We start from the raw sequence: 16817 nt of genomic DNA on the forward strand, positions 1-16817 counted from the left end.
AAAAAATAAAATTCCTGATATTTAAAATAAATGCTGTTAAATCAACATTTTTTGTGATTATATCTATCAATTTTCATATATTCGATATTTTTATTACTTTCTATTGACAGAAATGAATTTTATTGATATATTCTATAAATATAAAAAGGAATCCGAAAGCAATTGTTTTTGTATGACAAACAAATTCTAATAGTAAGGAGAGATAACCTTGATCACTTATAACGATAAGACGAACCTGCTGGAGCTGAGACGGTATAAATACAGCCTGCAGGATGTACCTGAACCCAACCTGTACCGCGATAACTACAGCTATGATGAAGTGCCTAAGGTAACTTTCAACTATCGTCAGGTTCCTATGAATGTACCTGATGAAATCTGGCTGACAGATACCACCTTCCGCGATGGGCAGCAATCCCGTGCCCCTTATACAGTAAAACAAATCAAAACCCTGTATGAAATGATGCACAGACTGGGCGGCCCCAAGGGCAAGATCAAACAATGCGAATTCTTCCTTTACAGCGAAAACGACCGCAGAGCCATTGAAGCCTGCCGGGAACTGGGCTTTGAATTCCCCGAAATTACAGGCTGGATCAGAGCGACAAAAGAAGATTTCAAACTGGTAAAAGAAATGGGTATGCCCGAATGCGGTATCTTAGTTTCCTGCTCCGACTATCATATCTTCAATAAATTACATAAAACGAGAAAACAAGCTATCGAAGGATATCTGGAAATCGTGGAAGCGGCATTGGATATGGGCATCACCCCCCGCTGTCATTTTGAGGACGTAACCAGAGCCGACTTCTACGGCTGTGTTGTTCCCTTTGCCACAGAGCTGAAAAAGCTGATGGACAAATATCAGCTTCCTGTAAAGATCCGCTTCTGCGATACCATGGGCTATGGCGTACCTTACCCCGGTGCTACCCTGCCCCGTTCTGTGGGCGGTATCATCTATGGTGTCAACCACTTCGCTCAGATCCCCAGTGAACTGCTGGAATGGCATGGCCATAACGACTTCTATAAAGCTGTCGTAAATGCTTCTACTGCATGGCTCTACGGCTGTTCTTCTGTCAACTGCTCCCTGCTGGGCATCGGGGAACGGACAGGCAATACACCTTTGGAAGCTATGGTCATGGAATATGCTTCCCTGAGAGGCACTCTGGATGGTATGGATACCACAGTTATCACAGAAATCGCTGAATATTACGAAAAAGAACTGGGCTATAAGATTCCCCCCCGCACACCTTTCGTAGGCAGAGACTTTAACGTAACCAGAGCAGGTATCCATGCGGATGGTGTCGCAAAAGATGAAGAAATCTACAATATCTTCAATACAGGCAAGCTGCTGAAACGCCCTCTGAGCGTAGAAGTCAATAAAAACTCCGGTCTGGCCGGCGTCGCATACTGGCTGAACCAGACACTGAAGCTGACAGGCGATGATAAAATAGATAAGAATGATCCTCGCACCGTCATCCTCAAGGAATGGGTAGACAAACAGTACAGCGATGGACGTATGACCTTCATCAGTGAAGAAGAAATGGAAGGCGCGCTGAAAGAACTGCTCCCCGAACTGGCGGAAATTGCAGGCATCGAATGAGAAAGCTGCCGAACACCCTCGGCGTTTCATATGGAATTTTTAGGAGGAAACACAAATGGGAATGAATATTACTGAAAAACTCATCAAAAATCATCTGGTAAGCGGTGAAATGATAGCCGGTAAAGAAATTGCTATCAAAATTGACCAGACCTTGACACAGGATTCCACAGGTACTATGGCATATCTGCAGTTTGAAGCTATCGGTATCCCCCGTGTCAAAACAGAAAAATCTGTAGCCTATATTGACCATAATACACTGCAGACAGGCTTCGAAAATGCAGACGACCATAAATATATCCAAACAGTTACCAGTAAACACGGCATTTACTTCTCCAAACCCGGCAACGGTATCTGCCATCAGGTACACCTGGAACGTTTTGGCAAACCCGGCAAAACTCTGCTGGGCTCCGACAGCCATACCCCCACAGGCGGCGGCATCGGTATGCTGGCCATCGGTGCAGGCGGTCTGGATGTAGCCGTAGCTATGGGCGGCGGTGCCTATTATCTGGCAATGCCCAAGGTTTGCAGAATCAACCTGACCGGTAAGCTTTCCCCTTGGGTAACTGCAAAAGATGTCATTCTGGAAGTACTGCGCAGATTGTCCGTAAAAGGCGGCGTAGGCAAGGTAATGGAATATGCCGGCGAAGGCGTAAAATCCCTGAGCGTTCCCCAGAGAGCAACCATCACAAATATGGGCGCAGAGCTGGGCGCAACCACCTCTGTATTTCCTTCCGATGAAGTTACAAAAGCATTCTTGAAAGCGCAGGGCCGCGAAGAAGACTGGATCGAACTGAGTGCAGACGCAGACGCTACATACGATGAAGAAGTGACCATTGCCCTGGATGAAATCGCTCCTCTGGTAGCATGCCCCCACTCTCCTGATAATATCAAACAGGTGAAGGATATTGAAGGTCTGAAAGTAGATCAGGTTGCCATCGGCTCCTGCACAAACTCTTCCTATACAGATATGATGACCGTTGCAGCTCTCTTGAAGGGTAAATCCGTTCATCCTGATGTCAGCCTGGTAATCGCTCCTGGTTCTAAGCAGGTAATGAATATGCTGGCTGCCAACGGCGCATTGGCAGATATCATTTCCGCCGGCGCAAGAATTTTGGAATGTGGCTGCGGCCCTTGTATCGGTATGGGGCAGGCTCCTGCCACAAATGCCGTTTCCCTGCGTACCATCAACAGAAACTTTGAAGGCAGAAGCGGTACAAAATCCGCACAGGTATATATCGTCAGCCCCGAAACAGCCGTTGCCAGTGCATTGGCAGGCGTGCTGACAGACCCTCATGCCCTGGGCGAAGCACCTCTGGTTTCCATGCCCGAACATTTCATGGTGAATGATAACCTCATCATTCCTCCCGCCCCTGAAGGCGAATGTGTCAAAGTGGTAAGAGGCCCCAATATCCAGCCCTTCCCTAAAAATACAAAGGTTCCTAAGGAAATCAAAGGCGGTGCCCTGATCAAAGTGGAGGATAACATTACAACAGACCACATCATGCCCTCCAACGCAAAACTCCTGCCTTTCCGTTCCAACGTGCCTTATCTGGCAGATTACTGCCTGACTCCCTGCGACCCTGAATTTCCCGCAAGGGCAAAGGCAGCCGGCGGCGGCTTCATCATTGCCGGTCAGAACTACGGTCAGGGCAGCAGCCGTGAACACGCGGCACTGGCTCCTTTGCAGCTGGGCGTAAAAGGTGTTATTGCCAAGTCCTTTGCTCGTATCCACATGGCAAACCTCATCAACAATGGTATCCTGCCTCTGGTATTCGTAAACGAATGGGATTATGATAATATCAAACTGGGGGATGAATTTGTCATTAAATACGCAGCAGATCAGATCAAAGGCGCTGTAGAAGGCCAGAATGTGATGGTTACTCTGGTTCGCACAGGCGAAGAAATCCCTACCAGACTGAACATTTCCGCTAGACAGTGCGACATTCTGCTGGCAGGCGGCTTACTGAACTACACAAAAGAAGGCAAGTAATCGTGGGACGCCGTCCCCCGAACCCCCTGCAAGGGGAATGATTCCCCTTGACCCCCATTTGCAGAAGTATGTACATGTTCTGCAGTATCGGGTTCTTAGGGGGTGACCCCCTAAGTGGGAGTTTGAGGGTGAAACCCTCAAGAAAAAAGAAAGGAAGTAATAAATATGGCACATAAAGTAACTTTGATCCCTGGTGACGGCAGCGGCCCCGAAGTCGTTGCTGCAGCAAAAAGAGTCGTTGAAGCAACTGGCGTAGATATTCAATGGGACGAAATGGAAGCAGGCGCAGCCATGATTGAAAAATATGGTACTCCCCTGCCCGACCATGTCATTGAATCTATCCGCAAAAATGGTGTTGCCCTGAAAGGCCCCATCACCACACCCGTTGGTACAGGCTTCCGCAGTGTTAACGTTGCCCTGCGCAAGACTTTCGACTTGTATGCGAATGTACGCCCCGCAAAGACCTATCCTGGTGTTATCACAAGATACGACAATATCGACTTGGTGATCGTTCGTGAAAATACGGAAGACCTTTACGCAGGTATTGAACACATGGTAGGCGAAGATGCTGCAGAAAGCATCAAGCTCATCACAAGAAAGGGCTGTGAACGTATCTGCCGTTATGCCTTTGAATATGCAGTACGGGAAGGCAGAAAGAAAGTCACCGCTGTACATAAGGCAAATATCATGAAATGCACAGACGGTCTGTTCCTGGATGTCGCAAGACAGATCGCCAAGGAGTATCCCCAGATCGAATTTAATGACAGCATCGTGGACGCTATGTGCATGAGACTGGTGATGCACCCCGAAGATTATGATGTACTGGTTTGCCCCAACCTCTACGGCGATATCGTTTCCGACCTGTGTGCAGGTCTGGTAGGTGGCTTGGGGCTGACCCCCAGTGCAAATATCGGTGTAGACGGTGCCATTTTTGAACCCATCCACGGTTCCGCCCCTGATATTGCCGGTCAGCATAAGATCAACCCCACTGCAGCCATCCTTTCCGCTTCCCTGATGCTGGCTCATCTGGGCGAAGCAAAAGCAGCGGCTGCCATTGAAAAAGCGGTATCCGAAGTCATTTCCGAAGGAAAAACACTGACACAGGATATGGGCGGCACAGCCTCTACAGAGGAATTCGCTGACGCAGTCATTGTAAAACTGTAATAAAAACGGACACAAGAAACCCCCGCAGGAAACCTTGCGGGGGTCATTTGATTGCATTTATTTTTTTGATATCAGCCTTTCAGCTTTTTCAGCTTCAAAATTTCATCCAGAATCTTATGAGCTACTTCTTCTTTTGTCAGCAGTTCCAATTCAATTTCCTCCTGCTTGGAAATCATAGTTACCACATTGGTATCTGTACCAAAGCCGCTGCCTGCTACTTTCAGGTTATTGGCAACCACCATGTCGATATTTTTCTTATCCAGCTTCACACGGGAATTTTCCAGCATATTCTGTGTTTCCATGGAGAAGCCGCAGTAGAACTGCCCTTCTCTGCGATGTTCGCCCATATATTTCAGAATATCCTGTGTTCTGTCCAGTTCAATGGACATATCGCCGTCTTTTTTCTTTGTCTTTTCATCATTGTAGTTTTTGGGCTTGTAATCCGCTACTGCGGCTGCCTTGATGATGATATCATTATCCAAGAAACGAGCCTTCATAGCTTCGAACATATCCCCTGCGCTGGTCACCTGAACAAAATCCACAAACAGAGGTTTTTCCAGCATGGTTACACCGCTGACCAATGTGACCTCTGCGCCCCGCAGCATGGCAGCCTTTGCCAATTCATAGCCCATTTTGCCTGTAGAATGATTTGTGATATAGCGAACAGGGTCGATGCTTTCCTGTGTAGGGCCTGCGGTTACGATCACCTTCATGCCTGCCAAATCTTTTTCATAGGCAATTTCTCTGATGATATGCCCTACCAGAACCTCTTCGGAAGGCATTTTGCCATCGCCGATATCTCTGCAGGCCAAAAGACCTTTTTCCGGTGCGATGATTTCATAGCCATAGCCTTCCAGTTTTTTCAGGTTATCCTGCAGAATAGGATTATGATACATATTGGTATTCATAGCAGGAGCAACGATGACCTTGCAGGTGCAAGCCATGGCTGTTGTTGTCAGCATATCGTCTGCGATGCCATTGGCCAGTTTGCCGATCACATTTGCAGTTGCGGGAGCAATCAGCAGCACATCCGCTTTTTTCGCAATGGAAACGTGAGCCACATGGAACTGGAAATTGCGGTCAAAGGTATCTACCATACATTTATTGCCTGTCAGTGTTTCAAATGTAACAGGGGTGATGAACTGACAGGCATTTTGTGTCATGATAACATGCACATCTGCATGCATCTTTACCAGCATGCTTGCTACGTTTGCCATTTTATAAGCAGCAATACTGCCTGTTACGCCTAAAACAACCGTTTTTCCTTTTAACATGATGATTCTCCTCTTTTTCACTCGTACTTTTTTGCCGCCCCTTGCGGCATGCCATTGTCGCTATTATATCAATAATTTTAATTTTCGTATAGTTTTTTCGGAAAAAAATCCATTGAATTTATCGAAGATCAATCACCAAAATTTAAATAGGTCGCACCTTCCAGCGGAATCAAAACCTGCAGACCCGTTCTGTCGGTGATATCCCCTACTACATAGATCGTATACGCTTTACCGCCCTCCACCTGTACATCAGGATGCTCTACCAGGTTCGCCCCGCTGAGGCTGTCCCGCATCTTCAGGTTATGGCTGCCGGGGGTGGCTGTCATGTAGCGGCTGATATCCTCATAATTCAATTCGGAGACAACAAGAGCATCATCCCAGTAGGCATCCATGGTCGGCGCATTGGGAGAAAGCTGCACAAAGCGGACATAAGCCCGATTCCGATTCAGGAAACGACGGCTATCGTTGATGGCTAAAGTAGAGATATCCCCGGCAAGGCCAATGACCGCCAATGTTGTGATACTGTTAGCCTGCACCTGCAGAGTCGTTACGGTCAAAGGGTTTCGAATGGTGCCTGCGGCATAAACAGCGATGCGATACCAGCCAGGAAAGACCTTCATATATTCCGTGAAATTGCGATACAGCAAATTAGAAGCTACCTTCCGCCCATTTACATAGATATCTACTCTTGTTTCCCCGGGGCTGGCATTCATAAAACGGATATATCCATACAGCGTGATGCCAGGGATAATGGGAATCACAGTAATATTGGTATTGTTGGGCAAGGTGATGCTGGGAAAACGACTGCGGGCAGTATCATCCACCATTTCCCGTGTCAGGGTCATTTCATCCACCATTTCATCGGCTTGTTCTTTCGTCAAAGGCAGGGGCATCAACATATCTTCACTTGTTTCGTACCAATTTTGATTCGGCATAGGAATTCCATCCTCTCGTTCTTTTCTATTTCAGAGTATGAACGGACAAATTTTTTGGTGAAAAAAAGACACGGAAAACAAACCGTGTCTTTGTGAAACAATATGCAATCAGATTTCAGGGAATACTGTTTACAGCACTAAAGAAGGTGCTGTATATACTCTGGCTGCCAGTTCCTGATCCAGCATGTACAAGCTCTTAGGGTCGCTGCCGAACAGTTCCATTTTTGTGATCAAGTCGTTGGCATTCTTTTCTTCTTCGCCCTGTTCTTTTACGAACCAATCCAAAAACTGCATGGTACGGAAATCGTTCACATCTTTTGCAGCAGCATAGATGGTATGGATCAGCCCTGTTACATATTCTTCATGCTTCAGGCCTTCCTGCAGAGGATCCATCAGCGCATTCAGTTCCAAATTAGGCGCATCAATGGCTCCCAGTGTTACCTTTTCATTGTTGTTGTGCAGATAATCATAGAACAGCAGGGCATGGTCTCTTTCTTCCTGTGCCTGGATGCGATACCAGTTGGCAAAACCATCTAAGCCCTTTTCGGAATAGAAGTTGGAAAAATCCAGATACAGATAAGCAGAATAAAATTCCTTTACGATCTGATCATTCAGCAGTTCTACAACCTTTTCATTTAACATAAAACACTCCTCCTTATGAAAAATCATTCCTCGGAAACAGGTTCTTCCTTTGTTTCCTCAGGCAATTTTGTAGCAAAAACTTTATCAATTCGCTTTTCTTCGATACCCTCGATTTGGAACAGCCATCCGCAAAGTTCGATCTCAATGGCTTCATCATCTTCAGGAATACGCCCCAGCTGGCCGATCAGATAGCCCCCAAGGGTATCATAATCTTCCTCTTCTTCAAAAGTGATCCCCAGCTGTTCTTCCACATCCTGCAGATCTGTGGTGCCATTGATACGATAGACACCATTTTCCATCAGGGTGATATCTTCCTCTTCTTCCACATCATATTCATCGAAGATATTCCCAAAAATTTCTTCCATGATATCTTCCATGGTAACGATACCGGCTGTGCCGCCATATTCATCAATGACAATAGCCATATGCACCTTTTCCAGCTGCATTTCTTTTAAAAGCTCGTCCACCTTTTTGGAAAAGGGGATAAAATAAGGCTGCATCAGGATATCTTCCAGATGGAAATACCCTTCTTTCACACGGGTCACATCCGCCAGAATATACTTGACCATATCCTTCACGTGATATACACCAACGATATTATCGATATTATCATCATAGACGACGATACGGGAATACTTTTCCTCCGCCATAACGTTCTTAATTTCTTCCAATGAGGCATCCAGAGGAACAGCAACGATATCTGTTCGATGGGTGGCAATATTCCCTACGGAAATGTTGCTCAGTTCAAAGATATTGTTGATCATCTCTTTTTCATTTTCATCAATGGAACCATTATCGCCGCCGGCATCTACCATCTGGCGGATCTCTTCTTCCGTTATGTTGTTTTCCTTCTCTGCTTCTTTCGCATGCAGCAGTTTTGAAATCAGGAGAATATTCAGCACAATGGATGCTAATAATAGACCTGTTATGACTTCCAAAAACAATCGACCTCCAACTACAAAAAAATGACAAATTTATTTTCTTGTAGTTTATAACTAAACCGTATCTCTGTCAAGTCTGACCAATCGGTGCAATTTTTTCCAAAAAATACCATTTCCTTGACAACAGATTCTCATACAACGTATAATGGTTACATAACATCGAAAATTACATCTGAAAAAACAGAAAGGAAGTGTTGCCTATGAATCACAAAAAAGTCCTGCGAGAGAAGAAGATCCCTCATGTACAAACAAAATTGAGAAGCCACCATATCGTAACAATGCCAGAGGAAATTTACGCTGCCAGCGGCATTGTCATCATGGGACGGCGCATCAAATCGCTGATCTTCTCCACCGATATCGCGATCATCCGCAACTGCAATGCAGATGCAGTGCTGGCTGTTTATCCCTTTACCCCGCAGCAGATCATCGCCGATGCTATTGTTTCTACTTCCAGCCTGCCTGTATTTTGCGGCGTTGGCGGCGGCACGACCACCGGCGCCCGTGTTGTGATGCTGGCAAAGGATGCCGAAGCGCTGGGGGCCATGGCCGTCGTTGTAAATGCACCTACCAGCAATGATGTCATTGAACAGATCGCCCGTGTTGTGGATATTCCTATTGTCGTAACCGTATTGGATGAAAACACGGATATCGATGCCCGACTGGGGGCAGGCACAAACATTTTAAATATTTCCGCAGCAGCCCGTACACCGGAAGTGGTGCGTATCATTCGGGAACGCTATCCGGATGTACCGATCATTGCTACAGGCGGTCCTTCACGGGAAACCATCCGCAGGACAGTGGAAGCCGGCGCCAATGCCATCAGCTTCACCCCGCCCACAGCCGAGGAACTGTTCCACGGGTTAATGACCAGATATCGAAATGAACACGAAGCAAAAACAAAAGAAGCAGAATAAAAATAAAAACCTCAAGCAATGGAACTGCCCCCATCTGCAAAACAGTATGCTATACTGGAGAACCCTTGGGGCGATTTACCAACTTGAGGTTTTTCCTTATTTTTTCAATTCTTCTTTCTTCTGGGGAGAATGACAAGCTGCACTATGGGCACAGCCGGCACAGCCGCTGCCGCATTTTCCTTCCTTTTCCATACGCATGATTTTTGCCTGCTTCTGCATTTTGCGGATATTGAAAAATACCAGACAAAAAATCAGGATTGCGGGGATGATCGCAGTAAAAATCGTTTCCGTCGTCATTTACAAGACCTCCTTAAATATAGTGATCCATATATGTATGGAGTTTCTTTTCCCATTCTTTTTCATCGACAATATTTTTTGCCAAATCCTCAATAATAAGTCTGTCGCTTTCCTTCATACGCCAAAGCTGTTTCCAGTCCAGAGGAAAACCCATACGGCGCGCCAGCTGATATTTTCTCTGTTCCAGCGCAGGCAATGCCAGGAAAGAATCGATATATTCCAGCATCCAAGGCAAATCTGTATCCATATTGCCGCTGACTTCCTGCAGCAAATTGATAATATGGTCGCTGGTGATTTTGCCATTTGCTTTTGTGGGGTCGATATGTGCCAAGAGCTTCCGGATTTCCAGCAGTTTGTTCATATCTGTATCTTCTGTCCAGTTGCCTGCATCCCGCACTTCTTCCATCAAAGAACCGGTACGCAGAACAAAGGTGCGCAGACGGACGAAATTGGGGTTTACTGCATTGATGACCTTGGCCGTTTCAATGGCATTATCATCGGAAAGCTCCTTCCCGCCAACGCCGGGCATAAAATAGATAGAAAGCTCGATACCAGCTTCCCTTACCTTTCTGCCGCCAATGATCTGCTCTTCCTGGGTACAGCCCTTTTCAATCAGAGCCAGCACTTTATCGGAACCGGATTCATAGCCAGAATGGATACGGTCTAAGCCGGCTTCCCTCAGCATTTTATAATCCTCCGGACTAATCTTTGCCAGCGTATTGGCTCTGCCATAGGAGGTAATTCGCTTGATTTCCGGCAGCTTCACACGGACATAGCGGATGATCTCCGCCAGCCAATCGGCCCGCAGGCACATGGTATTGGCATCCTGCAGGAAAATAGAATTGCAGTCCCCTTCTGTCATCCAGCGGAACACCATCTGGTAACACCAACGCTGATCATCTGTGGTCAAGGTCTGATAATCCTGATTGATGGCAGTAATATCCCAATCACCATCTTTTTTATACTGCAAAATACGATCCCGCAACTCCGCCATAGTATCGATGTCCTTTTTGACTTCTTCAACGGGGCGGGTATGAAAATCGTATTTTTTATAAAGCATACAGAATTTACATTTATTCCAAGGGCAGTTCACCGTTACCCGCAGCAGCAAGCTGTTGGCTTCGCTGGGGGGACGGATAGGCCCAATCTGAAAAACCATTTCTTCCATCATTGTTTCTCCTTTGTTCAAAAAACTAAAAACCTCTTAACTAATTTATTGTAGCAGATTGGGGGGAAAATGCAAGGGCTCTAAAGGGGAAGTTTTTCTGCACTGTATCCAGATATTCAGTTACGAAAATTTAAAGCACACTGCTACTGCTTTCCTCTATGCCGTTTCCGGCGTCAAGGGGAACGAATTTCAGAAAAAAGGCGTCCAACCGGACGCCCTTCTCATTTAAAAATTATAATTTACACAATTCAACCGCAATTTTAGATGCCATTCTGGCATTATTATATGCCAGCTGAACATTGGAGGCAAATGCTACCCCTTTTGTCAGCTCTTTGATATGGCTCAGCAGGAAAGGGGTTGTTGCTTTCCCTTTAATGCCCTGTTCTTTTGCCATCTCCAGTGCTTTATTGATGACTGCTTCCATTTCATCGAAATCCAGTTCATATTCAACAGGAATCGGATTTGCGATGACTGCGCCGCCTTCCAGACCCAAATCCCATTTCGTTTTCAGGATCTTCGCGCACATTGCAGGGCTTTCGACATTGAAATCTACACCGAAACCGCTCTTTCTGCAATAGAATGCAGGGAAATCATCTGTACCCATCCCCAGTACAGGAACGCCCATGGTTTCCAGATATTCCAGTGTCAGGCCGATATCCAGCAGAGATTTTGCGCCGGCGCAAACAACACCAACAGGTGTTTTAGCCAATTCCTGCAGATCAGCGGAGATATCCATAGTTTCCTGAGCGCCGCGGTGCACACCGCCAATACCGCCTGTGGCAAAGACCTTGATGCCGGCCATAGCCGCAATCATCATGGTTGTGGCCACTGTTGTTGCGCCAATCTGACCAGATGCAACATACACCGCTACATCACGGCGGCTGACTTTGCCAACGCCTTCGCCTTTGCACATCAAATCCAATTCATCGGAGGTCAGCCCTACCTTCAGCTTGCCGCCGATAATGGCTGTTGTTGCAGGGATGGCACCTTCACCACGAACGATTTCTTCTACTTTATGGGCAAATTCCATATTTTCGGGATAGGGCATACCATGGCTCAGGATGGTGCTTTCCAGGGCTACTACAGGCTTGCCTGCCTTAATGGCTGCTTCGATTTCAGGTGTAATGCTCAAGTATTTTTCCAGATTCATTTTATTTTCTCTCCTTTAAAATTTTTTCCAATACATCGATACTCATATAAGGGTTAATGGTTTTTTCATGGGAAATGGCTGCGATCCCTGCGGCAAGGGCATAATCCAACGTTTGCTCAATGCCAAAATCATTTAATGTTGCATAGATAACTGCAGCCATAAAGGCATCTCCGCCGCCGGTAGCGTTCATCATCTTTTCCAGTGGCTTCAACTTTCGCTGCATCTGCATACCGTTTCTGTCCATATAGAAACAGCCTTCTCTGCCAAGGCTGACAAAGATGCGCTGCACCCCTTTTTCGAGGATGATATCGCAGGCACGTTTCAAATCTTCCTTATTATTGATGCTGATGCCGCTCAAAATTTCTGCTTCCAAGCGATTGGGCTTGATCGTATGGAATTTTCCTACGAATGGTTTGATCTTTTCCGCATAAGCACAGGAAACCGGATCAACGAAAACAGGCTGCTGACCGCCAAAAAGCTCCAGAATACCTTCCAATGTTTCTGCCGGCAGGCCGCTGTCGCAGGTGATGATTTTTGCACCGGTGATCACGCCTGTTTTTGTTTCTAAAAATTCCACATTCATTTTCTGAAGCACAGCCATATCTGACATAGCGACAAACATTTCTCCGTTCTCATCAAGAATAGAAATATAGGTAGAAGAAGGATGGTTTTCCACTTTCATGCTGTGATTCAAATCGATGCCAGCTGCCGCACATTCACCGCGAATCTGCTCTGCAAAAACATCGTCTCCCAATGCGGTAATGAGTTTGACAGAGGCACCCAGCCTGGATAGGTTATCGCAGACATTGCGGGTCACGCCGCCGGCGGAAAGATTCATGCGGCCAGGGTTGGAATCTCTTAAATTGATCGCTTTTTTACTGCGGCCATGGATATCCACGTTGGCTGCACCAATGCCCACCACATATTCCTGTTCCTTCAGCAGATAGCCTTTGCCAAGGATATATCCTTTTTTTTGCAGATTGGAAATATGCACCGCCACAGAGCTGCGGGCAATATGCAACATAGCTGCGATCTGACTCTGTTCGATCATAGGGTTCTTTTTGATGATTTCAAAGATTTCCTTTTCTCTTTGTGTCAAGCCTTCACCTTCTTTATATTTGCTTATGTCATAAACTAATATTTATTATAATACAACCTTTGCTGTTGTCAATGAGATTTTTTATCCTCTTGCCCTTTAGCCATAGATATCCCATGCACCATTCTTGTCCGTTTGCATAAAATATAGCATAACCCACAAACGAAGGAGGCAGAAAAATGAGCCAGATGAATCGCTGCAACTGCTGGGATTGGGACTGGGACAGAGACCGCAACAGACAGCGGCATGTTCATGAAATCACCGGCAGCACCGCTGTTTTCGATGAAGGAAATGAATGCCATAACCATCGCTTCGCAACCGTTTCCGGTGAAGCTATCCGCCATGGTGACAGCCATGTGCATGAAGTGAAATTCCGCACAGATTTTGCTGATGGTCATTTCCATGAATTCTGCGGCACGTCCTCTCCCGCCATTGAAGTTGGCAACGGTAAACATGTGCATTTTGCCAGCGCATGCACAGAAGAAGAAGACGGTCATAGACACAGATTCCAGGTAGCATCCCTGATCGAAAGCCCGCTGGATTTTGAATGTGACTAAATTGAAAAGAAGGGCGCTTTTTACGCGCCCTTTTTTCCTGTTCATCTTTTTCCTTTTTCAGAAATATACTGCTAGTAAAAACCTCTGGAGGGATTTCCATGAATTTTTTGAAAAGAATACATATTACAAAAAAAGTGGCTGGATGCTTTGCGTTGGGCGGGCTGATTCTGATTTCCGCCGTTCTTGCCCTCCCCCCTGCCGCTGCTAAGGTTTCCGCTGTAGTTACTGCAAATAGCGAACGGAAACTGCCTATTTATTGTGTACAAACAGAAAAACCACAGATCTCCGTCAGTTTTGATGCCGCATGGGGCGCAGAAGATACCGATGAGTTATTACGCATCTTAGAAGAAAACGATGTAAATGCCACCTTCTTCCTTTGCGGTTATTGGGTGGAAAAATATCCCGATGAAGTGAAGAAAATCGCAGAAGCAGGCCACGATCTGGGAAATCATTCTGCTACACATCCTCACATGAGTCAGATTTCTTCTGAACAGATTGCCCAAGAGTTGCAAAAATGCCACCAAAGCGTCAAAGATCTGACAGGTGTGGAAATGGATCTTTTTCGCCCGCCCTTTGGGGAATATGATAATCATGTAATTGAAACAGCTGAAGCAAATGGGTATTATACGATACAATGGGATGTTGACAGCCTAGACTGGAAGGAACAGGGCGCTGAAGCAGAAATCAACCAAGTCCTGAATCACAAGCACTTAGGCAATGGCTCTATCATCCTTTTCCACAACGATGCCAAATACACTCCTCAGGTATTGGACACCATCCTGAAAGGTCTCAAGGAAAAAGGCTTTGAAATCGTACCCGTTTCTGAACTGATTCATCGGGACAACTACGAAATGGACCACGAAGGCCGCCAAATCCCCAAAACTACAAAATCCTAAATACAAAAAAGAGCGATACTCCATTCTTGGTGTATCGCATCTTTTTTATCGTTCTAATCTCTGCCTTACAACCTCATACAGCAACACCCCTGCCGCAACAGACGCATTCAGGCTTTCCGCCTGTCCAGGCATAGGAATCTTTACCCATTGGTCACAAAGATTTGCGGCTTGCTCACTCAGCCCTCTGGCTTCATTCCCAATGAGGAAAGCGCAGGACGCTTTCAAATCCAAATCATAAGGAAATCCATCCCCTTTCAGGTGTGCCGCATAGAGAGGGATTTTATTTGCTTTCAGCTTTGCAGAAATCTCATGTAAATCCACATTTTGGAATACAGGCACATGAAACAAAGACCCCATAGTAGAACGCAGCACCTTAGGATTATAAAGGTCTACACTGCCCTTGGAAAGAAATACGGCATCTGCCCCGCAGGCATCTGCCGTACGAATGACCGTCCCCAAATTGCCAGGATCGTTCAATTCTTCCGCCAGCAGGAAAAAAGGGGCATGTTTCGCAAATACAGCCGCTTCATCCCATTCCAGCTTTTTGCAGACCGCCAAAATGCCCTGGGGTGTTTCCGTATCGCAAGCTGCCGCAAACAGTGTATCAGAAAAACACAGCACCTCTGCCCTCTTTTCATATACGGAAATATCATTTTCCATGGCAAAAGTCTGGCTGACAGCATAGACTTCCACCGCCCGGTCGGCAGGAATTTCACTGATGAAGCGCAGCCCCTCCGCCACAAAGACGCCCTCTTTCTCTCTATTTTTCTTTATTTTCAATCCGTTCAGCCGTTTCACCCATTTATTTTCCCGGCTTTCGATTTTTTTCATGGTATCACCTCTTCTTTCATCATATAGGAGAAATCCTCCCTTTGCAAGAAAAAGGATGCAACTTTCCAAGTTTTATGATATGATTTGTGCAAGAGAGAAAATATTATCACAAAGAGGAGTGATTCATCATGACACCACAGGAAAAAAGAAAAGAACTTCTGAGCGCAACTCTGATAAAAAATCTGGAACGCCGCCATTTTGAAGCCTACTATTGCCCCACAGCGGCAGAAGCTGTAGAAAAAGCCCTAGCCCTGATTCCAGAAGGCAGCAGCATTACATGGGGCGGCTCCATGACAATCCGCGATATGGGTTTAACAAAAGCCGTGAAAGAAGGCAACTATACTGTTATCGACAGAGACACCGCAGCAAATCCCGCTGAAATGCGCGAAATGATGCGCCAGGGTCTCTTGACAGATTATTATCTCACAAGCACCAACGCTATTTCTGAAGATGGTGTTCTGGTGAATATCGATGGCACCGGCAACCGTGTTGCTTCCATCTGTTTCGGGCCCAATAATGTTATTGTACTGTGCGGTTTGAACAAAGTGGCACAGGATGTAGATGCTGCTATCAAAAGAGTAAGAGGCTATGTTGCCCCTGTCAACAGCATGCGTTTTATGGGCAAGACACCTTGCGCTGTAGATGGCACCTGCCACAACTGCAAATCCGAGGAATGTATCTGTAATCAGGTATTGATCACAAGAGTTTGCCGTCCCGCAGGCAGAATCAAAGTCATTCTCATCGGTGAAGAACTGGGCTATTAAGAAAGATACTCCCCTGCCAGATCGGCAGGGGTTTTCTGCTGAAAGGAGAGACGATATGAAACTCATGGTAGATGCTGATGCCTGCCCTGTCAAAGAGATGATCATTCTCTGTGCAAAAAAATACGATCTGGAAGTTGTCATGGTGTGCGATGTGGCTCACATGCTTTTTTACAAGGAAGATTTCATCACCACTATTACTGTAGATCAGGGTGCGGACAGCGCAGATCTGGTTCTTGTCAATCATACCCAGGCAGGAGATATCTGCATCACACAGGATTATGGGCTTGCTTCTCTCCTGCTGGCAAAAAAAGCTGTTGTTCTTCACCCTAACGGTTTTTTTTACACCACAGAAAATATCGACCGGATGCTTTTTGAACGGCATCTTTCCCGGGAAATGCGCCGGCAAAAGAAATCCCGGGGCGGCCATACCCGCAAACGGACAAAAGAGGATGATGAGAAATTTCTGAACGCCCTGGAACGGGCCATCAAAAACGAAAATCACTCTTTATAAAGCAGAAAACCCTATCCATTTGGATAGGGTTTTTTTTGTTGTGCGCTTAAGCACGAATAAACCACCAGCTCTGCTGGTGGAATAAGGTGCTTA

17 protein-coding genes are annotated in these 16817 nt (G+C 46.1%); 8 read left to right on the forward strand and 9 right to left on the reverse strand.

Features of this window, described 5'->3' with window-relative positions; genetic code table 11:
* The first annotated feature begins 208 nt into the window (after positions 1–208).
* From ACI39P_RS09580 to ACI39P_RS09590, 3 genes are all read left to right on the forward strand, one after another.
* Positions 209–1594, forward strand: a complete 1386-nt coding sequence (locus ACI39P_RS09580) for a 2-isopropylmalate synthase (RefSeq protein WP_439720448.1) — start codon at positions 209–211, stop codon at positions 1592–1594.
* A gap of 55 nt (positions 1595–1649) precedes the next feature.
* Complete coding sequence (locus ACI39P_RS09585) at positions 1650–3584, forward strand: aconitate hydratase (protein WP_439720449.1); 1935 nt, start codon at positions 1650–1652, stop codon at positions 3582–3584.
* A gap of 165 nt (positions 3585–3749) precedes the next feature.
* The gene (locus ACI39P_RS09590) at positions 3750–4748 is read left to right on the forward strand and encodes an isocitrate/isopropylmalate family dehydrogenase (protein ID WP_439720450.1); all 999 of its coding nucleotides are present in this window, start codon (positions 3750–3752) and stop codon (positions 4746–4748) included.
* A 71-nt stretch (positions 4749–4819) separates the two neighbouring features.
* On the opposite strand, the gene coaBC is transcribed toward ACI39P_RS09590, so the two are convergent.
* The 4 genes from coaBC to ACI39P_RS09610 all read right to left on the reverse strand — a co-directional run bounded on the left by coaBC (position 4820) and on the right by ACI39P_RS09610 (position 8537).
* Positions 4820–6022: a bifunctional phosphopantothenoylcysteine decarboxylase/phosphopantothenate--cysteine ligase CoaBC gene (coaBC, locus tag ACI39P_RS09595; protein WP_439720451.1), complete on the reverse strand. Its 1203-nt coding sequence runs from the start codon at positions 6020–6022 to the stop codon at positions 4820–4822.
* Between the two features lie 128 nt (positions 6023–6150).
* Positions 6151–6957 (reverse strand): DUF4397 domain-containing protein, encoded by an 807-nt coding sequence (locus tag ACI39P_RS09600; RefSeq protein WP_439720452.1) that lies wholly within the window; start codon positions 6955–6957, stop codon positions 6151–6153.
* 129 nt (positions 6958–7086) lie between these two features.
* A complete protein-coding gene (locus tag ACI39P_RS09605; protein WP_439720453.1) occupies positions 7087–7599 on the reverse strand; it encodes a ferritin-like domain-containing protein in 513 nt (170 codons plus the stop codon).
* A 23-nt stretch (positions 7600–7622) separates the two neighbouring features.
* Entirely contained in the window at positions 7623–8537 is a 915-nt protein-coding gene (locus ACI39P_RS09610; RefSeq protein ID WP_439720454.1) for a transporter associated domain-containing protein, read from the reverse strand.
* Between the two features lie 203 nt (positions 8538–8740).
* Between ACI39P_RS09610 and ACI39P_RS09615 the strand changes: the two genes are divergently transcribed.
* Complete coding sequence (locus tag ACI39P_RS09615; protein WP_439720455.1) at positions 8741–9454, forward strand: hydrolase; 714 nt, start codon at positions 8741–8743, stop codon at positions 9452–9454.
* Positions 9455–9550: 96 nt separating this feature from the next.
* Here the strand turns inward: ACI39P_RS09615 and ACI39P_RS09620 are convergent, their stop codons facing one another.
* From ACI39P_RS09620 to ACI39P_RS09635, 4 genes are all read right to left on the reverse strand, one after another.
* Positions 9551–9751, reverse strand: a complete 201-nt coding sequence (locus ACI39P_RS09620; RefSeq protein WP_439720456.1) for a FeoB-associated Cys-rich membrane protein — start codon at positions 9749–9751, stop codon at positions 9551–9553.
* 13 nt (positions 9752–9764) lie between these two features.
* Positions 9765–10919: a radical SAM protein gene (locus ACI39P_RS09625; RefSeq protein ID WP_439720457.1), complete on the reverse strand. Its 1155-nt coding sequence runs from the start codon at positions 10917–10919 to the stop codon at positions 9765–9767.
* 232 nt (positions 10920–11151) lie between these two features.
* A complete protein-coding gene (locus ACI39P_RS09630; RefSeq protein ID WP_439720458.1) occupies positions 11152–12069 on the reverse strand; it encodes a pseudouridine-5'-phosphate glycosidase in 918 nt (305 codons plus the stop codon).
* A gap of 1 nt (position 12070) precedes the next feature.
* A complete protein-coding gene (locus ACI39P_RS09635; RefSeq protein WP_439720459.1) occupies positions 12071–13168 on the reverse strand; it encodes a PfkB family carbohydrate kinase in 1098 nt (365 codons plus the stop codon).
* A 176-nt stretch (positions 13169–13344) separates the two neighbouring features.
* On the opposite strand from ACI39P_RS09635, the gene ACI39P_RS09640 reads away from it, so the two are divergent.
* Together ACI39P_RS09640 and ACI39P_RS09645 are read left to right on the forward strand one after the other, a co-directional pair.
* Positions 13345–13722, forward strand: coding sequence for a YmaF family protein (locus ACI39P_RS09640; protein ID WP_439720460.1), 378 nt, complete (start codon positions 13345–13347; stop codon positions 13720–13722).
* 98 nt (positions 13723–13820) lie between these two features.
* A complete protein-coding gene (locus ACI39P_RS09645) occupies positions 13821–14618 on the forward strand; it encodes a polysaccharide deacetylase family protein (protein ID WP_439720461.1) in 798 nt (265 codons plus the stop codon).
* A 45-nt stretch (positions 14619–14663) separates the two neighbouring features.
* Here the strand turns inward: ACI39P_RS09645 and ACI39P_RS09650 are convergent, their stop codons facing one another.
* Positions 14664–15449, reverse strand: coding sequence for a TrmH family RNA methyltransferase (locus ACI39P_RS09650; protein ID WP_439720462.1), 786 nt, complete (start codon positions 15447–15449; stop codon positions 14664–14666).
* A 128-nt stretch (positions 15450–15577) separates the two neighbouring features.
* On the opposite strand from ACI39P_RS09650, the gene ACI39P_RS09655 reads away from it, so the two are divergent.
* Both ACI39P_RS09655 and ACI39P_RS09660 read left to right on the forward strand, forming a co-directional pair.
* A complete protein-coding gene (locus tag ACI39P_RS09655; protein ID WP_439720463.1) occupies positions 15578–16213 on the forward strand; it encodes a lactate utilization protein in 636 nt (211 codons plus the stop codon).
* Between the two features lie 55 nt (positions 16214–16268).
* On the forward strand, positions 16269–16724 hold the full coding sequence (locus tag ACI39P_RS09660; protein WP_439720464.1) for a YaiI/YqxD family protein: 456 nt from the start codon (positions 16269–16271) through the stop codon (positions 16722–16724).
* The last annotated feature ends 93 nt before the right edge of the window (positions 16725–16817 follow it).

This window comes from Anaerotignum sp., from assembly GCF_051877975.1.
Classification (GTDB): Bacteria; Bacillota; Clostridia; order Lachnospirales; family Anaerotignaceae; genus Anaerotignum_A.

What these genes read in the sequence shown, in the direction of transcription:
- ACI39P_RS09615 (WP_439720455.1), top strand. Translation starts at nt 8,741, where the DNA reads ATGAATCACAAAAAAGTCCTGCGAGAGAAGAAGATCCCTCATGTACAA.
- ACI39P_RS09655 (WP_439720463.1), top strand. Translation starts at nt 15,578, where the DNA reads ATGACACCACAGGAAAAAAGAAAAGAACTTCTGAGCGCAACTCTGATA.
- ACI39P_RS09650 (WP_439720462.1), bottom strand. Translation starts at nt 15,449, where the DNA reads ATGAAAAAAATCGAAAGCCGGGAAAATAAATGGGTGAAACGGCTGAAC.
- ACI39P_RS09640 (WP_439720460.1), top strand. Translation starts at nt 13,345, where the DNA reads ATGAGCCAGATGAATCGCTGCAACTGCTGGGATTGGGACTGGGACAGA.
- ACI39P_RS09600 (WP_439720452.1), bottom strand. Translation starts at nt 6,957, where the DNA reads ATGCCGAATCAAAATTGGTACGAAACAAGTGAAGATATGTTGATGCCC.
- coaBC (WP_439720451.1), bottom strand. Translation starts at nt 6,022, where the DNA reads ATGTTAAAAGGAAAAACGGTTGTTTTAGGCGTAACAGGCAGTATTGCT.
- ACI39P_RS09590 (WP_439720450.1), top strand. Translation starts at nt 3,750, where the DNA reads ATGGCACATAAAGTAACTTTGATCCCTGGTGACGGCAGCGGCCCCGAA.
- ACI39P_RS09660 (WP_439720464.1), top strand. Translation starts at nt 16,269, where the DNA reads ATGAAACTCATGGTAGATGCTGATGCCTGCCCTGTCAAAGAGATGATC.
- ACI39P_RS09605 (WP_439720453.1), bottom strand. Translation starts at nt 7,599, where the DNA reads ATGTTAAATGAAAAGGTTGTAGAACTGCTGAATGATCAGATCGTAAAG.
- ACI39P_RS09620 (WP_439720456.1), bottom strand. Translation starts at nt 9,751, where the DNA reads ATGACGACGGAAACGATTTTTACTGCGATCATCCCCGCAATCCTGATT.
- ACI39P_RS09645 (WP_439720461.1), top strand. Translation starts at nt 13,821, where the DNA reads ATGAATTTTTTGAAAAGAATACATATTACAAAAAAAGTGGCTGGATGC.
- ACI39P_RS09625 (WP_439720457.1), bottom strand. Translation starts at nt 10,919, where the DNA reads ATGGAAGAAATGGTTTTTCAGATTGGGCCTATCCGTCCCCCCAGCGAA.
- ACI39P_RS09630 (WP_439720458.1), bottom strand. Translation starts at nt 12,069, where the DNA reads ATGAATCTGGAAAAATACTTGAGCATTACACCTGAAATCGAAGCAGCC.
- ACI39P_RS09585 (WP_439720449.1), top strand. Translation starts at nt 1,650, where the DNA reads ATGGGAATGAATATTACTGAAAAACTCATCAAAAATCATCTGGTAAGC.